This is a genomic window from Burkholderia aenigmatica, assembly GCF_902499175.1.
GTDB lineage: Bacteria > Pseudomonadota > Gammaproteobacteria > Burkholderiales > Burkholderiaceae > Burkholderia > Burkholderia aenigmatica.
This window is the reverse complement of the sequence record NZ_CABVQC010000022.1, coordinates 83044-102710: the sequence shown is the minus strand read 5'-3', so window position 1 is coordinate 102710 and position 19667 is coordinate 83044. Positions and strand designations below refer to the sequence as shown.

The 19667-nt window shown below is 68.0% G+C and carries 16 protein-coding genes; 6 read left to right on the top strand and 10 right to left on the bottom strand.

Features of this window, described 5'->3' with window-relative positions; genetic code table 11:
- Window positions 1-9 precede the first annotated feature (9 nt).
- The 3 genes from BDO18943_RS17795 to speB all read right to left on the bottom strand — a co-directional run bounded on the left by BDO18943_RS17795 (window position 10) and on the right by speB (window position 4027).
- On the bottom strand, window positions 10-1515 hold the full coding sequence (locus tag BDO18943_RS17795) for a purine-cytosine permease family protein (protein WP_175023423.1): 1506 nt from the start codon (window positions 1513-1515) through the stop codon (window positions 10-12).
- Window positions 1516-1687: 172 nt separating this feature from the next.
- Window positions 1688-3016: an MFS transporter gene (locus BDO18943_RS17790; protein WP_175023422.1), complete on the bottom strand. Its 1329-nt coding sequence runs from the start codon at window positions 3014-3016 to the stop codon at window positions 1688-1690.
- 54 nt (window positions 3017-3070) lie between these two features.
- Window positions 3071-4027, bottom strand: coding sequence for an agmatinase (gene speB, locus BDO18943_RS17785; RefSeq protein WP_006752372.1), 957 nt, complete (start codon window positions 4025-4027; stop codon window positions 3071-3073).
- A gap of 139 nt (window positions 4028-4166) precedes the next feature.
- Between speB and BDO18943_RS17780 the strand changes: the two genes are divergently transcribed.
- The gene (locus BDO18943_RS17780; RefSeq protein ID WP_043181461.1) at window positions 4167-5078 is read left to right on the top strand and encodes a LysR family transcriptional regulator; all 912 of its coding nucleotides are present in this window, start codon (window positions 4167-4169) and stop codon (window positions 5076-5078) included.
- Between the two features lie 126 nt (window positions 5079-5204).
- On the opposite strand, the gene BDO18943_RS17775 is transcribed toward BDO18943_RS17780, so the two are convergent.
- Window positions 5205-5669 (bottom strand): Lrp/AsnC family transcriptional regulator, encoded by a 465-nt coding sequence (locus BDO18943_RS17775; RefSeq protein ID WP_175023421.1) that lies wholly within the window; start codon window positions 5667-5669, stop codon window positions 5205-5207.
- A 134-nt stretch (window positions 5670-5803) separates the two neighbouring features.
- Here BDO18943_RS17775 and BDO18943_RS17770 point away from each other — a divergent pair, with 134 nt between their 5' ends.
- The 3 genes from BDO18943_RS17770 (at window position 5804) to BDO18943_RS17760 (ending at window position 10038) form a co-directional block, all read left to right on the top strand.
- Window positions 5804-6430 carry a LysE family translocator gene (locus BDO18943_RS17770; protein WP_043180813.1) on the top strand — a complete coding sequence of 209 codons (627 nt, stop codon included), beginning with the start codon at window positions 5804-5806 and terminating at the stop codon, window positions 6428-6430.
- A gap of 248 nt (window positions 6431-6678) precedes the next feature.
- Window positions 6679-8286, top strand: coding sequence for a S53 family peptidase (locus tag BDO18943_RS17765; RefSeq protein ID WP_175023420.1), 1608 nt, complete (start codon window positions 6679-6681; stop codon window positions 8284-8286).
- Window positions 8287-8361: 75 nt separating this feature from the next.
- A complete protein-coding gene (locus tag BDO18943_RS17760; RefSeq protein ID WP_175023419.1) occupies window positions 8362-10038 on the top strand; it encodes a S10 family peptidase in 1677 nt (558 codons plus the stop codon).
- A gap of 75 nt (window positions 10039-10113) precedes the next feature.
- Here the strand turns inward: BDO18943_RS17760 and nadE are convergent, their stop codons facing one another.
- The 3 genes from nadE to BDO18943_RS17745 form a co-directional block, all read right to left on the bottom strand.
- Window positions 10114-10968, bottom strand: coding sequence for an ammonia-dependent NAD(+) synthetase (nadE, locus tag BDO18943_RS17755; protein WP_175023418.1), 855 nt, complete (start codon window positions 10966-10968; stop codon window positions 10114-10116).
- Window positions 10969-11178: 210 nt separating this feature from the next.
- Complete coding sequence (locus BDO18943_RS17750; RefSeq protein ID WP_043180803.1) at window positions 11179-12048, bottom strand: DMT family transporter; 870 nt, start codon at window positions 12046-12048, stop codon at window positions 11179-11181.
- 184 nt (window positions 12049-12232) lie between these two features.
- On the bottom strand, window positions 12233-12418 hold the full coding sequence (locus BDO18943_RS17745) for a hypothetical protein (RefSeq protein WP_006480515.1): 186 nt from the start codon (window positions 12416-12418) through the stop codon (window positions 12233-12235).
- Window positions 12419-12626: 208 nt separating this feature from the next.
- On the opposite strand from BDO18943_RS17745, the gene BDO18943_RS17740 reads away from it, so the two are divergent.
- Complete coding sequence (locus tag BDO18943_RS17740) at window positions 12627-13385, top strand: DeoR/GlpR family DNA-binding transcription regulator (RefSeq protein WP_089451863.1); 759 nt, start codon at window positions 12627-12629, stop codon at window positions 13383-13385.
- 105 nt (window positions 13386-13490) lie between these two features.
- Complete coding sequence (locus BDO18943_RS17735; RefSeq protein WP_175023417.1) at window positions 13491-15284, top strand: phospholipase D-like domain-containing protein; 1794 nt, start codon at window positions 13491-13493, stop codon at window positions 15282-15284.
- Between the two features lie 76 nt (window positions 15285-15360).
- Here the strand turns inward: BDO18943_RS17735 and BDO18943_RS17730 are convergent, their stop codons facing one another.
- The 3 genes from BDO18943_RS17730 to BDO18943_RS17720 form a co-directional block, all read right to left on the bottom strand.
- On the bottom strand, window positions 15361-16035 hold the full coding sequence (locus tag BDO18943_RS17730) for a TetR family transcriptional regulator (protein ID WP_175023416.1): 675 nt from the start codon (window positions 16033-16035) through the stop codon (window positions 15361-15363).
- A 116-nt stretch (window positions 16036-16151) separates the two neighbouring features.
- Window positions 16152-17420: an NAD(P)/FAD-dependent oxidoreductase gene (locus BDO18943_RS17725; RefSeq protein ID WP_089451865.1), complete on the bottom strand. Its 1269-nt coding sequence runs from the start codon at window positions 17418-17420 to the stop codon at window positions 16152-16154.
- 138 nt (window positions 17421-17558) lie between these two features.
- Window positions 17559-19151, bottom strand: a complete 1593-nt coding sequence (locus BDO18943_RS17720; protein WP_175023415.1) for an amino acid permease — start codon at window positions 19149-19151, stop codon at window positions 17559-17561.
- Window positions 19152-19667 lie beyond the last annotated feature (516 nt).

Here is a 19667-nt window from a genome sequence, read left to right as displayed (position 1 = left end):
CTTGCTTCGTCACATGCCCTGGTGTCCGGGCGTGCCGGTCGGTGCGTCAGGGGGCGGCGTTGCCGCGATCACCTGGCGCTCATGGTCCAGATCGAGCGAGCGGGACAGTAGCCAGTACACGCCCCCCGCGACGACCAGGCCGACGAGCCAGGCGATATCCACGCCACCGAGCAGGCGTGCGAACGGGCCGACGAAGATCTCGCGGTTCGCTTCGGCATCGACGATCGAGAAGAACGGCACCATCGCCCCGAAGCCGACCAGGTACGCGACGATGCCGCGCGGCTGCCAGGCGCCGTACAGGCCGCCCGGCGTGAAGAAATGCGCGATCGCATAGTGGCCGCGTCGCACGAAGAAATAGTCGACGAGGTTCACCGCGGTCCACGGCACGAGGAAGTAGAGCATCAGCGTCAGGAACGTTTGCAGCAGCGCGATGCCGTTGCCGCGGATCGCGAACACGCACGCGAGTACGAACGTGCTGATCGCGACAATCGATGCGACGCGCGCGCGGCGCGTCGGCCGGATCGGCACGATCGAGTCGATACCGGTAAGCACGGTCAGCATCGCGCTGTATGCGTTGAGCGCGATGATCGGCAGGAAGCCGACGAGCGACACGATCGCGATCAGCTTGCCGAGGCCCGGCACGAGCGACGCGCCGACGTCGTTCATCGCGACCAGTGCGTCCGCCGCGTGCAGCTTCTGCGCGAGCCACGCGCCGAGCCCGATCATCCAGGTGCCCGACAGCGATGCACCGGCGAAGATCACCGCGATCAGCTTCGCGCGGCTGGTGTGTTTCGGCAGATAGCGCGAATAGTCGGACACGTAGGGCGCATACGAAATGTTGTAGCTGGCGGCGATCGCAAACTGTGTGGCGAACCCGATCCAGTTGAAGCCTGGTGCGACGGCGGGTGAGGCGGCCGGTGCCGGTGCCGGCGCCGCGTGACCGAACGCGAGCGCGAGCGTGACGAGCGCATAGAGCGGCAGCGTCGCGATCAGTGCCCACGTGAAGGTCCGGTGCATCAGGTCGTGCCCGTAGATCGCGAGCAGCGCGCCGGTCGCGACGGCCGCGATCGCGACGAAACCGCCGTCGATCCCGAACACGTTGTGCACGCCGTCGACCAGCAGCGATACGTTGACGACGTTGAAGCCGACGAACACGAACAGCGTCGCGAGCAGCGCGACGATCACGCCGCGATAGCCGAATTGCGCACGAGACTGGATCATCTGCGGCAGCCCCATCTCGGGGCCCTGCGAGCCGTGAAACGCCATGAAGATCGTGCCGAACATGATCCCGAGCGCGCCCGCGAGCGTCGTCCAGCCGGCGGACAGGCCCATGCCGGGCCCGACGAAGCCGATCGAGATCGTGAAGAAATGGAAGTTGCCAAGGAACCAGAACGGCCCCTGGCTCGTGAGCTTCGCGTGGCGTTCGTGTTCCGGAATGTAGTCGATCGAGTGGTGCTCGATCGCCAGGCCGGCCGATTCGGTGTGGCCGAGATCGAGCGTGTCGGGGCGGTTCATGGCGGTCGTGTCTCCTGGGTCGCACGCGATTCGGCAAGGCGACCGCGTGCGCCTGCCTGCCGCGACGCCGTCGAGGCAGGCGATGAATGTGGGGTGGGGCAGGCGGTGTGGCGCACCGCCGGGCTGCCTAATGAAAAACGGGCAGGCGAGGTTGCCTGCCCGTTGCGGGACGTTACGCGGTGCGCGCGCCGCGCGGCAGCGGCACTTCTTCCTTCCGGCTCGGCGCACCCGCATCGTCGATGCTGACGCGGCGTGAGATCAGCCACACGCACAGCGACGACAGGAGCGCGGCACTCGTGTACTGGAGCGCGAGCGGCCACCATTGCGGTGCGGTGTTCTGCGCGATGATGGTCGCAACCAGCGGCGTGAGGCCGCCGGCGAGTGCGCCGCACACCTGGTACGCGATCGAGATCGCCGTGTAGCGGATCCGCGCGACGAAGATGCCGCTGACGAAGCCCGCGACCACCGCGTAGTAGCCCGATTCCGCGAGTGTCGCGAGGCCGACGCCGACAGTGATCGACAGCGGCGTGCCCATATGCACGAGCGGCAGCATCAGGAACGGGACGATCGCGGCCCATGCGCCGGTGATCAGCAGCACGCGCGTGGTGCCGAAGCGCTGCGCGAGGAACGCGGCCGCGAGCTGCACGACGAACTGCAGCACCGCGACGATCGTCATGCAATGCAGCACCATCGACCGGTCGAGCGACAGGAACTGCGTCGCGTAGCTGATCATGAAGATGTTGCTGAAATACACGCCGGCGATGCCATACACGTTCGCGCCGATCGCGAGCAGCAGCAGCGGCCAGTACTTGAGCGCTTCGCGCAGCGGTTTTTGCGCGATGTTGCCACTTTTCTTGATCTCTTCGAACTCGGGCGATTCCGACACGCTCGCACGGATCACGAAGCCGACGATCAGCAGCACGGAGCTCGCAAGGAACGGCACGCGCCAGCCCCAGCTCATCATGTCTTCCTTCGACAGCGTGCTGATCGCTCCGAACGCGAGCATCGACAGGATCAGGCCGCTCGCGCTGCCGAGCTGCGCGAACGATGCGAAGAACGTGCGCTTGCCTTCCGGCGCATGCTCACCGGCGAGCAGCACCGCGCCGCCCCATTCGCCGCCCACCGCGATGCCTTGCAGCACGCGCATCAGCACGAGCAGGATCGGTGCGATCACACCGGCCTGCGCATGGGTCGGCAGCAGGCCGATCGCGACGGTCGACACGGCCATCAGCATCAGCGTCGCAAGCAACGAGCGCTTGCGGCCGAAGCGGTCGCCGAGATAGCCGAACATCACGCCGCCGAGCGGCCGCGCGAAGAAGCCGACCGCGAACGAGCCGAACGACGCGAGCAGGCTGATGAAGCGGTTTTCGCCGGGAAAGAACAGCGGCCCGAACACGATGGCGGCGGCGGTCGCGTAGCTATAGAAGTCGTACCACTCGATCGTGGTGCCGACGAACGACGCGAGCGCCGCCCGCTTGGGTTGCTTGACGGAAGTCCCCATCTTGATATGTGCTCCTCTGGAATCCTTTGATTTGGAATAAGTGTGGCGCGAGGATCAGTCGCGGTAGGCGACGCCCGGCAGCACGCACAGCAGTTCGTATGCGAGGTTCGCGCCGAGCAGCGCCGTGGTGCCGAACGGGTCGTACGGCGGCGCGACTTCGACGAGATCGCAGCCGACGATGTTCAAGCCCTTCGCGCCGCGGATGATCTCGAGCGCCTGCGGCACCGTGAGGCCCGCGATTTCCGGCGTGCCGGTGCCCGGCGCGTAGGCCGGGTCGATGCCGTCGATGTCGAAGCTGATGTAGACGGGCGTGTCGCCGACGCGCGCGCGCACTTCTTCCATCAGCGGCGCGAGCGACTTGTTCCAGCATTCCTCGGCCTGGACGACGCGGAAGCCCTGCTCGCGGCACCAGTCGAAATCCTCGGCGGCGTAGCCCGTGCCGCGCAGGCCGATCTGCGTGACCTTGTCGCCGTGCAGCAGGCCTTCTTCGACCGCGCGGCGGAACGGCGTGCCGTGCGCGATCTTTTCGCCCATCATCGTGTCGTTTACGTCGGCGTGTGCATCGACGTGGATCAATGCAACCTTGCCGTGCTTGCGGTGGATCGCGCGCAGGATCGGCAGCGCGATCGTATGGTCGCCGCCGAGCGTGATCGGCTTGCAGTCGTGCTCGAGGATCGCGTCGTACGCGGCTTCGATGCGAGCGATGGAATCGTGCAGGTTGTACGGATTGATCGCGACGTCGCCGATGTCGGCGATCTGCAGCGAATCGAACGGCGCGGCGCGCGTGGCCATGTTGTACGGGCGCAGCAGCACGGATTCGGTGCGGATCTGGCGCGGGCCGAAGCGCGCGCCGGTGCGGTTGGAGGTGCCGAGATCGAACGGCACGCCGACGAAACAGGCGTCGAGGCCTGCGGCGCTTGCCACGTGCGGCAGGCGCATCATCGTCGCGATACCGCCGCAGCGCGGCATTTCATTGCCGCCGAGCGGCTGGAAATGGGTGTGGTCGTTCATGGGCTGTCTCTTCCGATGTGGGGTTGCCGTATCATGCGACGCGGCTTGGCGCACAGTTTTACGCGCTCAGCCGGGAAAGAAGAATGCGAAGATATCGACGTAAACATCGATTTTCATCGATGTATGGAAGGGGATGAGCGTGCTGGGGAATCTGTCGACCCTCGATCTGCGGTTGATCCGCGTGTTTCTCGCGGTCACGGACGCAGGCGGCGTATCGGCCGCGCAGGCGGTGCTGAACGTCGGACAGTCGACGATCAGCGCGCAGTTGTCGTCGCTCGAGACGCGGCTCGGCTACCGGCTCTGCGAGCGCGGCCGCAGCGGCTTCCGGCTCACGCCGAAGGGCGAGCGGTTCCATGCGATGAGCCGCAAGCTGCTCGCGGCGCTCGACGAATTCGGGATGGCCGCGCGGCACATGGATCGCCAGCTGGTCGGCACGCTGCACATCGGCCTGATCGGCCATACGCCGGTCAGCCAGAACGCGCGGATCGCCGAGGCGATCGCCGCGTTCCGCACCCGCGACGAGGCCGTGCGTTTCTCGATCTCCGTGCGCGCGCCGGGCGATCTCGAGGAAAAACTGCTGAGCGACGAGATCCAGATCGCGGTCGGCTACTTCTGGCACCGGGTGCCGTCGCTGCACTACACGCCGCTGTTCATCGAGCGCCAGGTCGCGTACTGCGGCCGTGGCCATCCGCTGTTCGACGGCGCTGGCGCGTTGACGCCGGCCGACGTCGCGGGCTTCGAATGGGCGTGGCGCTCGTATCCGCTGCCTGAAGCGCAGATGTCGACGACGCCCGACCGCGTGACCGCGACCGCCGACAACATGGAGGCCGTTGCGCTACTGATCCTGTCCGGCCACCACCTCGGCTATCTGCCGCAGCACTTCGCGGCGCCGTACGTCGCGCAGGGGCTGCTCACGCCACTCAATCCGGAGCAGTTGCGCTACGACGTGACGTTCCACATGGTCGTCGCGCGCAACGGGCGCGGCAATCCGCTCGTGGAGGCCTTTCTCGAGGATCTCGAACGCGCGCACCAGCCGCCCGACATCGCGTAGGCTGCCGGCATCAACAATGTGGAGGAGTGTTGCGGCAGCGTGCCCCGACGCGGCCCACATCGATCGGCGTCGAAGTGACGAACCGGCCGCAGTGTGCGGCTTGCGTGTGCGGTCCGCCCGCAGGCATCACGGTACCGGCAGCCCCGCGTCATGCTTGACCTCGCGCAGCGACAGCGCCGATTCGATCGACGTCACGCCGGGCAGCATCCGCAGCGATTCGCGCAGGAACGTGCCGTAATCGTCGAGATCGCGCGCCACGACCTGCAGCAGATAGTCGGCGGTGCCCGCCACGTTGTGGCACGCCAGGATCCGCTCGATGCCGAGCACTTCCCGCTCGAAGCGGTCGGCGGTCTTGCGGTCGTGTGTCGCGAACCGCACGAGCACGAACGCCACGACGCCGAAGCCGAGTGCCTGGCGCGACAGCTGCGCGCGGTAGCGCTCGATGTAGCCTTCGGTTTCGAGGCGCTTCAGGCGCCGCGCGCAAGGGGTCTCGGAGAGGCCCACGGTGTCGGCGAGGCGGGCAATCGGCAGGCGGCCGTCGCGCTGCACCGCGGCAAGGATGGCGCGGTCGGTTTTGTCGAGTTCGGTCATGTTGGCGGATTCCTAGTGTGGATTCGGTGATTGTGGCGGATTCCCCTACGGATCGCCAATCCTGAGCCAAAGATGGCCAATAATCCCTCGTCCTCTGGCGGCAACATATCGTCGTAAGAGGACAGGGGCAGACCATGATTTCCACGCATTTGCTGTTGATTTATCTCGCCGCGCTGGCGGCCATCTATGCGGTGCCGGGGCCGGACATGGCGCTGGTGCTGCAGACCAGCATCGGCCGCGGCGTGCGGCCGGGGATGGCGGCGGCGGCCGGCCTGTCGCTCGCGCGCACCGCGCACGTGACGCTGTCCGCTTGCGGCGTCGCGGCGCTGATCCGCAGCGCGCCGTGGCTGTACGAAGTGATCCGTTACGGCGGCGCGCTTTATCTCGCCTATGTCGCGATCCAGGTGTTCCGTTCGCCGGTGTTCGCACTCGGCGACGGCGACGCGGCGGCCTCGGCGGGCGAACTGCGCCAGTCGTTCGTGAAGGGCCTGCTCACCAACCTGCTGAACCCGAAGGCGCTGCTGTTCTGCTCGGTGCTGCTGCCGCAGTTCGTGCGCCCCGAGGCCGGGCCGGTCGTGTTGCAGATGTTCGAGCTGGGCGCGCTGCTGGTGGCGGCTGGCGTGTGCTTCGACCTCGCGTGCGTGTTCGGCGCGTCGCGGATCGCCGCGTGGATGCGCGCGCATCCGCTCGCGCAGACGGTGCAGCGCTGGACGTTTTCCGCGGCGCTGATCGGCTTTGCGCTGCGCCTGTCGATGGACTGAGCGCCGATGCGGCGTCGCGCCGGCGCAAGTCGCGCGGCGCGTCGCCGCACCGGATGAAGGCCGTGCGCAACGCCGGCCCGCGCGTGCGCCCCGTCGCGAAAGGGCGTGCGCGCAAATCGTCTGACTGTTCTAAACTCCCTGTTACTTCGCGCTGCGCGAACCCGACCGACCGAACGGAACCGTCTCCCGCCGGCCCTGTCCGATTTCCTGGCTGTTCCGTGCAACGCGGTACCAAGGAGGGTCTGAACATGGCAAGGCATCTTCACGCCGACCGTGAACCCCGCATCGTCGCCGAGTCCAAGTGCCTCGGCCCGTGCGATCCGGCAGAACGCATCCACGTCACGATCATGTTGCGGCGGCAGGAAGAAGGGCAACTCGATACGCTGCTTCACCAGCTCGCCACCGGCGACGCGCAAGCGAAACCGGTGTCGCGCGAAACCTTCGCGCAACGCTTTTCCGCCAATCCCGACGACATTCGCAAGGCCGAGGACTTCGCACGTCGTCACCAACTGACGGTCGATCGCGTCGATCCGGTCGAAAGCGTCGTCGTGCTGTCCGGCACGATCCAGCAGTTCGAAGCCGCGTTCGGCGTCAAGCTCGAGCGCTTCGAGCATCAGTCGATCGGCCAGTATCGCGGCCGCTCCGGCCCGATCGCGCTGCCCGATGATCTCGGCGACGCCGTCACGGCCGTGCTCGGCCTCGACAGCCGCCCGCAGGCGCGGCCGCACTTTCGGCTGCGTCCACCGTTCAAGCCCGCGCGCGGCGGTGCGGCGGGTGTCACGTTCACCCCGATCCAGCTGGCGTCGCTGTATGGCTTTCCGGCCGGCGACGGCGCCGGGCAATGTATCGCGATCATCGAGCTCGGCGGCGGCTACCGCGCGGCCGACATCCAGCAGTATTTCCGCGGGCTCGGCATCACGACGCCGCCGACGCTCGTCGACGTGAACGTCGGCACCGGCCGCAACACGCCGACCGGCGACCCGAGCGGCCCGGACGGCGAAGTCGCGCTCGACATCGAAATCGCCGGTGCGATCGCGCCGGCCGCGAAGATCGCCGTCTACTTCGCGGCGAACAGCGACGCGGGCTTCATCCAGGCCGTCAACGCGGCCGTCAGCGATACGACCAACAAGCCATCGGTGATCTCGATCAGCTGGGGCGGCCCGGAGGCGATCTGGCAGACGCAGTCCGCGCAGGCGTTCAACCGTGTGCTGCAGGCGGCGGCTGCGCAGGGCATCACGGTGTGCGCGGCATCCGGCGACAGCGGCTCGGGCGACGGGCTGCAGGACGGTGCCGATCATGTCGACTTCCCCGCCTCGAGCCCGTACGTGCTCGGCTGCGGCGGCACGCAGCTCGACGCGCTACCCGGGCAGGGCATCCGCAGCGAGGTCACGTGGAACGACGAGGCGGCCGGCGGCGGTGCGGGCGGGGGCGGCGTCAGCACGCTGTTCGACCTGCCGGCGTGGCAGCAGGGGCTGAACGTCACGCGCGCCGACGGCAGCAGCACACCGCTCGCGAAGCGCGGCGTGCCGGACGTCGCCGGCGATGCGTCGCCGCAGACGGGCTACGAAGTGTCGATCGCGGGCACGGCTACGGTGATGGGCGGCACGAGCGCGGTCGCGCCACTGTGGGCCGCACTGATCGCGCGGATCAATGCGGCGGCGAGTGCGGCGGCGGGCGGTGCGACTGCCGGCTGGGTCAACCCGGTGCTCTACAAGAATCCGGGCGCGCTGCGCGACATCACGCAGGGCTCGAACGGCACGTATGCGGCCGCGCAGGGCTGGGATGCATGCACGGGCCTCGGCAGCCCGAACGGTGCGCAGCTCGCCGCGATCCTGACGCGCAAGCCGTCGAGCTGACGGCCGCGGGTCACGTCTTTCCGTATGGCGCGGGCGGCCTGCCCGCGCCTTTTTCTCACCTCCAGGAGCAGCACGATGGGCATCGATTCCGCATCTTCCGGCGGCGTGTATCCGCTGCATCACGGCGACCACAATTCGCATGGCGTGCCGCCGACCGTCAACCCGGTCGCGCTCAGCCTCGGCCGCGACCAGCCGTTCTTCGATCCGGTCGCGTACGGCAACGGCCCCGACGACTCGGTGACCGACACGACCGAGGCGGCCGCGATCACGCATCACACGATCCTGATCGACGGGAAGCGCATCGCCTACACGGCGACGGCCGGCCATCTCGTGACGGTCGACCCGAGCAGTTCGCAGCCCGCCGCGAAGCTTTTCTACGTCGCGTTCACGGCCGACGGCGCAAAGGAAGAAACGCGGCCCGTGACGTTCTTCTATAACGGCGGGCCGGGCTCGTCGTCGGTGTTCGTGCTGTTGGGCTCGTTCGCGCCGAAGCGCATCAAGACGTCGATGCCGGGGTTCACGCCGCCCGCGCCGTACCAGATGGAAGACAATCCGGACAGCATGATCGACCACAGCGACCTGGTGTTCATCAACCCGGTCGGCACCGGCTATTCGGCGGCCGTCGCGCCGAACAAGAACCGCAACTTCTGGGGCGTCGACCAGGACGCCGATTCGCTGAAGCAGTTCATCAAGCGCTACCTGACGAAGAACAACCGCTGGAATTCGCCGAAGTACCTGTTCGGCGAATCGTACGGCACCGCGCGCAGCTGCGTGCTCGCGTACAAGCTGCACGAGGACGGCGTCGACCTGAACGGCGTCACGCTGCAATCGTCGATCCTCGACTACCGGCAGGCCGGCAACCCGGTCGGCGCGCTGCCGACCGCGGCGGCCGACGCGTGGTATCACAAGAAACTCGGCGTCACGCCGGCGCCGACCGATCTCGGCGCGTTCGTCGAGGAAGTCGCGCAGTTCTCGCGCACCGACTACCTGAACGCGTTGCGCACGGTCCCGCATGCGGACCCGGCTGCCGTGCAGAAGCTGTCGCAATACACGGGCATCGATACCGCGACGCTGCAATCGTGGAGCCTCAACATCGCCGGCTACGACACGCGCGGCAATTCTCTGTTCCTGACGACGCTGCTGCATGCGCAGGGGCTCGCGCTCGGCTCGTACGACGGCCGCGTGACCGGAATCTCGTCGGGCATCGCCGGCAAGATCGACCCGAACTCGGGCGGCAACGATCCGACGATGACGGCCGTGACGGGCGTCTATACGGCGATGTGGAACAGCTACCTGAACGAGCAGCTGAAGTTCACGTCGAATTCCGCGTTCACCGACCTGAACGACCAGGCGTTCCAGAATTGGGATTTCAGCCACATCGATCCGACCGGCGCGCAGCAGGGCATCGATGCGCAGGGGAACGTGATCCTCTATACGGCCGGCGATCTCGCCGCGGTGATGGCGCTGAACGTCGACCTGAAGGTGCTGTCGGCGAACGGCTTCTACGATTTCGTCACGCCGTTCTACCAGACCGTGATCGACCTGCAGCAGATGCCGCTCGAGGATCAGAAGGTGCGGCAGAACCTGTCCGCGCGTTTCTATCCGTCGGGGCACATGGTGTATCTCGACGGCGGCTCGCGTACCGCGCTCAAGCGCGACCTCGCGACGATGTACGACGCGACGGTCAGCGATACGGGCGCGCGGATGCGGATACGCGCGCTGCAGGCGTCGAAGACGGGCGGGCACGCGTAGCGGTGCCCGTCGGGAGGATGCCGCGCGCAGGCGTTGTGGTGCGCGCGGCGGTATGGTCCGGCCGGGGCGGCCGGCTTATGCCTGTGCAGTCGGCCAGTCGAACATCGTGTACGGCAGCGCGCGCTTGTGGCGCGAAGCGTCGTAGAAGCGCAGCACCGTTTCGTACACGTGGTCGCTGACCGGCTTGCCTTCGAGGAAATCGTCGATCTCGTCGTAGCTCACGCCGTACGCGTGCTCGTCGGGGCGCAGCGGGCGCAGTTCCTCGAGGTCGGCCGTCGGCACCTTCATCACGATCAGTTCCTCGCCGCCGAGCGCACGGGCCACCGCGCGCACGCGACGCTTGTTCAGCCCCGCGAGCGGCAGGATGTCCGCGCCGCCGTCACCGAACTTCGTGAAGAAACCCATCAGCGACTCGGCCGCGTGATCGGTGCCGATCACGATGCCGCGCTGCGCACCGGCCACCGCGTACTGCGCGATCATGCGCTCGCGCGCCTTGATGTTGCCGTGCACGAAGTCCTGCTGCGCCGGCGTCTCGAACACATGGCCAGATGCGGCCAGCGCGCCGAGCATCGCGTCGGCGGCGGGCTTCACGTTGACGGTCAGTTCCTCGTCCGCGCGGATGAACGCGAGCGCGCGCTGTGCATCGGCTTCGTCGTTCTGCACGCCGTTCGGCAAGCGCATGGCAACGAAGCGGGCATCGTAGCCGTCGGCGCGCAGCTTTTCGACCGACAGTTGCGCGAGCCGGCCGGCCGTCGACGAATCGACGCCACCGCTGATGCCGAGCACGTAGGTCCGCAGGCCGGTCGAACGCAGGTATTGCGCGAGGAACTCGACGCGGCGGGCGATCTCGGCCTCGGCGTCGAAGTGCGGGGCGACGTTCAGTTCGGCAATGATCGCGCGTTGGCGGCTGGCGTAATCGGCGGATGTCATGAAGGGAGTTCCGGAACGAAATCAAGGCGCCCATCATAAGCGCAATCGCGGCGCTGCGCCGCGCCGGGCGTGCGATCCGGCGATCTCGCGTTGCTTCGGCGAGACGGGCTGCCTCGCCGTGGTGCACGGTGCGCCGGGCGGGTGCAGGATGCCGCGCGCGGGGCATCCTGGCGCACGGCTCCGATGCGGGTACCGGCCCCGTGGCGCGCGTCAGCGCCGCGCGAGCACGACACCCACCAGCGCGAGCGCGAAGCCGGCAAGCTGGATCGCGGCGAGCGTTTCGCCGAACAGCCAGTAGCCCTGCAGCGCGGCCAGCGGCGGCGCGAGGAACAGCAGCGATGTCGCGCGCGCGGCGTTGCCGCGCCGCAGCATCCACATCAGCATCGAGATTGCGGCGCCGGACAGGAACACGACACCCCACACGAGCGACACCCACAGCGTCGGCGCGCCGATCCAGCGCGTCTCGTGCAGCAGCGCGACGAAGATCGCCGCGACGATGGCCGCACCGAAGTTCTGGATGGCAACGGCCGTGCGCAGGTCGCTCTGCGCGAGCTTGCCTTTCTGGTACAGCGAGCCCGCGGTGATCGACCCGACCGCGAGCACCGAGACGGCGACGACCAGCCACGCGGGCGCCGCGCCCGGCGGCGGCGCGACGCCGCCCGTGACCTTCGGCGCGAGCACGAGTGCGACGCCGGCGAGCCCGAGCGCCATCCCGAACCAGCCGCGCGCGGGCAGGCGCTCGTTGAACAGCGGGACGGCGAGCACGGCGGTGGCGAGCGGCTGCAGCGCGCCGAGCAGCGCCATGACGCCCGCGTTCAGCCCTTGCGCGACGGCCCAGTAGCTCGCGCCGAGATAGACGCCCTGCAGCAGCGCGCCCGCGATCAGATGACGCGGCCATTCGCGTCGGGCCGGCCACGGCGCGCGCGTGACGAGCGCCACCGCGCCGAACAGCGTGGCCGTGCCCGCGAAACGCGCGAGCAGGAACAGGTTGGGATCGGCGTAGGGCTTGATTGCCCGCGCAACGATGAAGCCGGTGGACCAGAGTGCGACGAAGGCGGCGGCGACGATCGAGGTCAGCATGCGTGGCGGGCCGCGAGGCGGCCGGACAGAATCGTAAAGCCAGCCAGTATCGGGGGAAGCGATTCCGGCGTCTTGTCGAATCCTGCACTCATGCTGCGTGCCGCGCATGCGGCCGTCGGGCCGGGCGGGGCAGGGGAGGGGCGCCGCCCCGCAGGCGGAGCGGGCGAGCGTGAAGCCGCGGGGATCAGTCGATCGAGAAGGTGTCGAGCGGCTGGTTGGCGCGAGCGTCGGTCGCGAAGCGCGCGGCGAGCTGTTCGTACAGCCGGCGTGCCTCGTCGAGCGTCAGATCGATCCAGTACGGATCGCCGGCCGCGTCGTTGAGTCGTTCGGGCGGAAACTGGATTTCGATCACACTGCCTTTGCGATACATGGCGCGAGCCCCTTTGCTTGGTCTGTCGTTCGGCGAAGCGCAAAGTGTAGCAACCGGCGCCGCGCCGATTCGCGCGCGTCGGGCAATACAGAATTTCGCTTTCGGGAAACCCGGCCGGCCCGGTTTCGCGCCGCAGTCAAATGCCGGTCAAACGGCCGTAATACAATGGTCGGCTTACCCATTACCAGTCGCCTCGGGCGCATACGCGATGCTGGCGGAACAACGTCATCAATTCATCCTGTCGGAGCTCGGACGGTCGGGCGCATTGTCGGTTGCGGAACTCGTCCGCTCGCTCGACGTGTCGCGCGAGACCGTGCGGCGCGACCTGAACGCACTGGCCGCACGCGGCCTGCTCGTGATGACGCACGGCGGCGCGCTGGCGGCTGATCGCCGCGAGCCGAGCCTGTCCGAGCGCGAAGCCGCGAACGCCGAAGCGAAGCGCACGATCGGGCGGCGCGCGGCCGAATTCGTGCCCGACGATGCGTCGGTGCTGATCGATTCGGGCAGCACGCCGCATGCGGTTGCGCTCGCGCTCGCCGACCGGCACCGGCTGTCGATCTACACGAACGACTGGCGCACCGCGTTCGTGCTCGCCCGGCGCAACGGCAACCGCGTGACGCTGCTCGGCGGCGAGTTGTCCGACGACGAGGACGCCACCTTCGGGTTTGACACGATCCAGCAGCTTGCGCAGTACCACGTCGATTTCGCGTTTGTCGGCGCCGGCGGCATCACGCCCGACGGCGAATGCACCGACTACTCGCGGCTCGCGGCCGAGGTGCGCAGCCGGATGATCGCGGCGGCCGGCACCGCGATGATCGTCGCCGACCATTCGAAATTCGGTCGCGTGACGCCCGTGCGGATCAACGGCACGGCGGCCGCCCGCTATCTCGTGACCGAACGCGCGCCCGACAAGGCCGTGCGCCGTGCGCTGACCGCGCGCGGGATCGAGCTGCTCGTGTGCGACTGACGCGCGTCCGACATACAAGGTTCATCGAATCGTCATCCTGCGGGAAGACGCGCCGTCAAGACTGACCCATTCATCTCGACCGGCCGCAAGGCCAGGGAGCAACGAATGACCGTCAGCGTGCGCAGCTATCTTTCCCCTACCCTGGTCCTGCTGGCCTTCGACTGGCCCGATGCGGCGTCGCGGTCCGATTTCCTCGGCTTCGCGATCCGGCGCACGCCGGGCTTCTGGTCGGCCGACGGCAAGACGCGCGCGCCGGACAGCTGGCTGCCGAACCGCCTGACGTTCGATGGCCCGGCCGCGCACACGCAGGGCGACGCGCCGACCGACCAGGCGCCGATCCAGAAATTCATGTGGTGGGATGCGCGCATCGATCCGCAGGACCGCGGCGCGTCGTTCCGCTACGACGTGTATCCGGTCGTCGGCACGCCGGCGAACCTGCAGGTGCTCGACGCGCAAGCCGGCGTGTGCGACGTGGTGCTGCCCGCGCACATCGAGGACGGCATCGGCACGTGGTTCAACCGCGCGGTGGTCAGCTCGCAGGCGTTCGCGAAGCAGGTCGCCGCGCTGGGCCTCGCGCCGAACGCGGCACCGAGCGACGCGCAGGCGCTGAAGCTGCGCACGTGGCTCGCGAACGACATGGAGCAGGTGTTCGCGGAGATGCTCGACCCCGCGTCGCGCGCGGCGTCGGCGGTCTATCACCTGACCGACACGCTGTGGGCGCTGCCCGCGTTCGAAGCGTTCGGACGTCAGCACGGCGAAGCGTCGCTCGCGATCGTCTACGACGCGCACACGACGGCGCGCAAGGGCAAGCCGCCGCTGCCGTCGCCGAACCAGCCGGCCGTCGACGCGCTTCAGGGTCTCGCGACGCTCGCGCCGCGCGACAAGACGCACATCATGCACGACAAGTTCATCGTGACCGATGCGTCGTCGAACCCGGTGCCCGCGCGCGTGCTGACCGGCTCCGCGAACTTCACGACCGAGGGACTCACGGAGCAGGCGAACGTGCTGCACGCGTTCGATTCGCCCGCGCTTGCCGCGCTGTACAACGATCGCGCGCATGCGCTGGCCGGGAATCCGTCGATCGCGGAGACGGCGAAGCTGTCGCCGGGCTGGTCGGAACCGATGACGATCGGCAGTGCGCAGGTGCGTGTCGCGTTTTCGCCGGAGCCGGCGGGGCAGCGCACCGAGATCGACACGATCGTCGCCGCGATCGCGGCCGCGAAGCATTCGGTGTCGTTCTGCCTGTTCATGCCGACCGACGCGGCGCTGCGCGACGCGTGCTTCGCTGCCGGCGACCGTGGGCTGATGATGTTCGGGCTGGTGAACAAGATCAACGTCGGCAGCGCAACGAAGGCCGATGCCGAGCAGCAGGCCGGCCAGACGCTCGATGCGGCGACGCTCGCGAACCTCGAGCTGTATCACCGCAGCCGCGACAACCACGACGTGATCGATGCCGCGTATTTCTCGCCGGCCACCGTGCCGCAGGGTTTCGAGCCCGAATTGCGCCTGTTCCCGGGGGAACCGGCGCCGGCCTTTCCGCCCGTCGTGATCCATCACAAATTCATCGTGATCGATGCCGAAGGCGCGAATCCGGTCGTCTATACGGGCTCGGCGAACATGAGCCGCAACTCCGAGCAGTTCAACGACGAGAACCTGCTCGAGATCCGCGACCCGCGGATCGCGGCGATCTATCTCGCGGAATTCCTGCGGCTTTACGAGCACTACCGCGCGCGGGCACTGTCGATCAACGCGAAGCAGCACGGCACGGACGCCGGCACGGGTGCGCATGCGCGGCTCGCGCTTGCGCCCGATTCGAGCTGGGCGAAGAAGTATTACGTGGCGGGGAGCCCGGAAGAGAAGGCGCGGATCGCACTGGCGTCGACCGCGCCGACGGACTGACGCATGAGTACGCGACGGGCGCGGATGTCGCGCGCCCGAGGTGTGGCTGGCAGGGGAAAGCGGCTAGCGCCGCCGCTTACGCGGCGACGTAGCGCAGCACGGCGTCGGCGATCGTGTCGCGATGCCGCGCGCGCAGGCGCGGCGCCGACGGATCGCGGCCGAACGCGGCGCCGAACGTGTAGCGGTTCGACACGCGGTGGAAGCAGAACGAGCTGATCAGCAGGTGCAGGTCGAATGCGTCGATGTCCGTGCGGAACGCGCCGCTCGCCGCGCCGCGCTCGACCAGTTCCTCGAGCGTCTTGATGATGCTGACGTTGCGGTTCTTGAACGACTTGAGCTGCTCGAGATACTTCGCGCCGTGGATGTTCTCGATCGACACGAGGCGGACGAAGTCGCGATGCTTGTCGTGATAGTCGAACGTGAATTCGACGAGGCGGCGCATGCCCTCGCGCGGTTCCATGTCGCCGACGTGCAGTTCCTGCTCGAGCGCGCGGATGTCGCCGTACACCTTCTCCAGCACGGCCTCGTACAAGCCTTCCTTGCTTTCGAAGTAGTAGTAGAGCATCCGCTTGGTCGTGTTCGTGCGCTCGGCGATGGCATCGACGCGCGCGCCGGAGAGGCCCATCGCGGAGAATTCCTGCGTGGCGACGTCGAGGATGTTGCGCTTGGTTTGCTCGGGATCGTATTTGCGCCGCGCATCGGACGGAAGCGCGCGGGGGGCGGACGTGGCGGCCTTGCTTCCTGCTTTCATGTGACTTTATTGTGGCTTCGGCGGCTTGGAAAAGCCATTCTAGCATGTGGAAAATTCCCGCCCGGCCGACCTCGCGCTCTAATCGGCAGGGCGGTTCCGGCCGCCGTGGCCGCCGCTCAGCGGCGGCAGGACGCGAGCGCGTCGCGGGCCTGGTATGCGCTGTACGTGAGCTGCGCGGCGGCGAGGCCCGCCAGCCCGAACGTGCGCGTGAGGCCGAATGCGTTGAAGCCTTCCGGCACCGGCCGGCCTTCGGCCAGCGCGGCCGCGAGCGCTTCGCCGGCGACCGTGGTCGGCGCCATCCCGTGGCCGCCGAACGCGATCGCGTGCCACACGCCGTCCGCGTCGCGGCCGATCTGCGGCATCTTGTGCCGCGCGTAGCTCATCAACCCGCCCCACGCGTAGTCGACCTTCACGCCTTCCAGTTGCGGATACACGCGCAGCAGGTCGCGCCGCAGCAGGCGCGCGATCGCGTCGGGGCCGCGGTCGAGCACGGAGATCCGGCCGCCCCACAGGATGCGCGTGTCCTTCAGCGGGCGGTAATAGTCGAATGCGAAACGCGTGTCGTAGATCGCGTACGGTGCGTCGATCGCGTCGGGCAGGCGCTCGCCGAGCGGTTCGGTCGCGATCACGTAGGTCGCGATCGGCAGCACCGCGCGCTCGATACGCGGCGACACGCCGCGCGCGTAGCCGCCGCCGGCGAACACGACATCCTTCGCGCGCACCGTGCCCTGCGCGGTGCGCACGACGTACCCGGCGCCTTCGCGCGCGATGCCGAGCGCGGCCGAACGTTCGTAGATGCGCGCGCCGCCGCGCGCGGCAGCGGCCGCGACGCCGAGCACGTACTTGAGCGGGTGGAAGTGGAAGGCGTTCGGCTCGAACAGCCCGCCGTAATAGCGCTGCGTCTTCAGCCGCTCGCGCAGCGCGTTCGTCGAGACGGGCTCCCAGTCGACGCCGAGTTCGTTCTTCATCAGCGTGCGCACGCCGTCGAGTCGGGACGGATCGTCGAACCAGTTGGCGAGCATCACGCCCTGGTCGACGATGTCGCAGTCGATGCCGTAGCGCGCGATCCGCGCGCGGATCAGGTCGACCGCGTCGACGGTGAGCCGGTACAGCCGGCGCCCTTCGTCGCGGCCGAGCGTGCGCAGCAGGTCCGCGTTGTCGAGGCTGTAGCCGCCGAACACGAAGCCGCCGTTGCGGCCGGACGCGCCGAAGCCGACCCGTTCGCCGTCGAGCACGACCACGTCGCGCATGCCGCGCTCGACGAGGCCGAGTGCCGTGCACAGGCCGGCGAGCCCGCCGCCGACGACGCACACCTGCGTGTCGATCGTGCCGGTCAGTTGCGGATAGGGCTGGCGGGTAACGGTGGCTTCGTAGAAGTTCTGCATGTGATTCTGTGACTCGTAAACGGCGAAAAAAAACGGACGGCGCGTCGATCTTGCCTGAACGCGCGCGCCGCGTCGAATGGAGGTTGTCAGGACGAACCGGCGGCGCTGTTCAGTCGGCCGCCGGCTCGCTGTGTTTCGTTACGCGCCCGACGTCGGGTTCGCGGGGCGGGCGATGTAGCCCGGTTGCTCGGCATGGGCCTGCGCCTCGGCCGCCTCGGCCGCTGCGGCCTTCGCGTTGCGTTCGATCCACGGCGCGATCTCCATGTCCTCGTAGCGGACCAGCCGGCATTTGCGCACGAGCGCGTAGCCGAGCCAGATGACGAAGAAGAACGGCACGCCGATGTAGGTCGCGGTGACGCCGGCCCAGTCGATCTTGTCGCCGAGGAACGCCTGGTAGTCCTGGCCCAGCGCGATGACCGCGCACAGCACGAACGCGAAGATCGGCCCGAACGGGAACCACTTCGACCGGTACGGCAGCTGGTCGAGCGAGTAACCCTGCTTCAGCAGGCCCTTCCGGAAACGGTAGTGGCTGATCGCGATGCCGAGCCACGTGATGAAGCCGGCCATGCCCGACGTGTTCAGCAGCCACAGGTAGACCGTCTTGTCGCCGTACAGCGACGTGAGGAAGCAGAGCGCACCGATGGCCGTCGTCGCATACAGCGCATTGCGCGGCACGCCGCCGCGTGACAGCTTCGCGAAGATCTTCGGCGCGCGGCCTTCGACGGCGAGGTTGAAGAGCATCCGCGTGGACGCATACATGCCCGAGTTGCCGGCCGACAGCACGGCCGTCAGGATCACCGCGTTCATCACGCCGGCCGCGACTGCGAGGCCCGCGTGGCGGAACACCAGCGTGAACGGGCTCACGCCGATGTCGGTCACGTCGCTTTTCAGCAGGCTCGGGTCGGTATAGGGAATCAGCACGCCGATCACGAAGATCGCGAGCACGTAGAACAGCAGGATGCGCCAGAAGATCTGGCTCACCGCGCGCGGGATCGTCTTGCGCGGGTTTTCCGATTCGCCGGCCGCGACGCCGATCATTTCCGTGCCCTGGAACGAGAAGCCGGCGATCATCGCGACGCCCATCAGCGCCGGCAAGCCACCCGCGAACGGCGCGTCGCCGATCGTGAAGTTGGTCCAGCCCGCGCTCGGGCCGCCCTTCAGAATGCCGAAGATCATCATCAGGCCGACACCGAGGAACGCGACCACCGTCAGCACCTTGATCAGCGCGAACCAGTATTCGGCCTCGCCGAAGCCGCGCACCGACAGCGCGTTGAGCGCGAAGATCAGGGTCAGGAAGAGCGCGCTCCACCAGACGCCCGGCACGTGCGGAAACCAGTAGTTCATCACGAGCTGCGCGGCGACGAGTTCGACCGCGAGCGTGACGGCCCAGCTGTACCAGTAGTTCCAGCCGATCGCGAAGCCGAAGCCTTCGTCGACGAACTTCGAGCCGTAAGTGGCGAACGAGCCCGACACGGGCATGAACGCAGCCATTTCGCCGAGGCTCGTCATCAGGAAGTAGACCATCAGGCCGATCAGCATGTACGCGACGATCGCGCCGCCGGGGCCGGCCTGCGAGATCGATGCGCCGGACGCGACGAACAGGCCCGTGCCGATCGAGCCGCCAATCGCGATCATCCGCAGATGGCGCGCCTGCAGGCTGCGGTGGAGGGACGGCTTCGCGGGGCGCGAGCCGGACGAGTCGGGGGAATCTGGGCGAGCATCAGAATGCATGGGCGAGGGCTGGGCGCTGTCTCCGGATTGTTTTTTGGCTACGAAGCGCAACTCGTCGCCGGCCGCCGGCCGGACGGCGGCGGTGCCGTGCGGGCCGGGTTCGGGGGAACCGGGCCGCATTGCGCGTCGCGTTCGTCTGTCGTCCGGCCGCATTCGGGCGGCCGTCGGCGCGCCGGGTGCGGTGCACCTCGACGCGCCCCGATTGTGTGGGGCCGTGGCGCGGGCGGCAAACGATATTTCCGAACAGGGTGATGCAACTTTGTCATCAACTCGCAAGCTGACCGACGCGGCCGCCGGGGCGCGCCGATGGCCTGCGGGTCAAGCTTGAGACATGTATCGGCGCGACCAGGGGCGAGGGGGATCTGTCTCGCCGGGGTATTGCGTTTTCGGAATGAAGTCGTGAGTTAATATCAATAGCGGCCCGACTTGTGGCCGCCGACAATGTCATTCATGGATCGTGCCTTGCGAGGCGGGTGCGCGCCGTCCGGCCGGGTTTCCGGCGGCGGCGCTGCGCGA

Bases quoted from the DNA above. Each gene is read 5' to 3' on its own strand.
- BDO18943_RS17795 (WP_175023423.1), bottom strand. From the start codon at position 1,515: ATGAACCGCCCCGACACGCTCGATCTCGGCCACACCGAATCGGCCGGC.
- BDO18943_RS17790 (WP_175023422.1), bottom strand. From the start codon at position 3,016: ATGGGGACTTCCGTCAAGCAACCCAAGCGGGCGGCGCTCGCGTCGTTC.
- speB (WP_006752372.1), bottom strand. From the start codon at position 4,027: ATGAACGACCACACCCATTTCCAGCCGCTCGGCGGCAATGAAATGCCG.
- BDO18943_RS17775 (WP_175023421.1), bottom strand. From the start codon at position 5,669: ATGACCGAACTCGACAAAACCGACCGCGCCATCCTTGCCGCGGTGCAG.
- BDO18943_RS17770 (WP_043180813.1), top strand. From the start codon at position 5,804: ATGATTTCCACGCATTTGCTGTTGATTTATCTCGCCGCGCTGGCGGCC.
- BDO18943_RS17765 (WP_175023420.1), top strand. From the start codon at position 6,679: ATGGCAAGGCATCTTCACGCCGACCGTGAACCCCGCATCGTCGCCGAG.
- BDO18943_RS17760 (WP_175023419.1), top strand. From the start codon at position 8,362: ATGGGCATCGATTCCGCATCTTCCGGCGGCGTGTATCCGCTGCATCAC.
- nadE (WP_175023418.1), bottom strand. From the start codon at position 10,968: ATGACATCCGCCGATTACGCCAGCCGCCAACGCGCGATCATTGCCGAA.
- BDO18943_RS17750 (WP_043180803.1), bottom strand. From the start codon at position 12,048: ATGCTGACCTCGATCGTCGCCGCCGCCTTCGTCGCACTCTGGTCCACC.
- BDO18943_RS17745 (WP_006480515.1), bottom strand. From the start codon at position 12,418: ATGTATCGCAAAGGCAGTGTGATCGAAATCCAGTTTCCGCCCGAACGA.
- BDO18943_RS17740 (WP_089451863.1), top strand. From the start codon at position 12,627: ATGCTGGCGGAACAACGTCATCAATTCATCCTGTCGGAGCTCGGACGG.
- BDO18943_RS17735 (WP_175023417.1), top strand. From the start codon at position 13,491: ATGACCGTCAGCGTGCGCAGCTATCTTTCCCCTACCCTGGTCCTGCTG.
- BDO18943_RS17730 (WP_175023416.1), bottom strand. From the start codon at position 16,035: ATGAAAGCAGGAAGCAAGGCCGCCACGTCCGCCCCCCGCGCGCTTCCG.
- BDO18943_RS17725 (WP_089451865.1), bottom strand. From the start codon at position 17,420: ATGCAGAACTTCTACGAAGCCACCGTTACCCGCCAGCCCTATCCGCAA.
- BDO18943_RS17720 (WP_175023415.1), bottom strand. From the start codon at position 19,151: ATGCATTCTGATGCTCGCCCAGATTCCCCCGACTCGTCCGGCTCGCGC.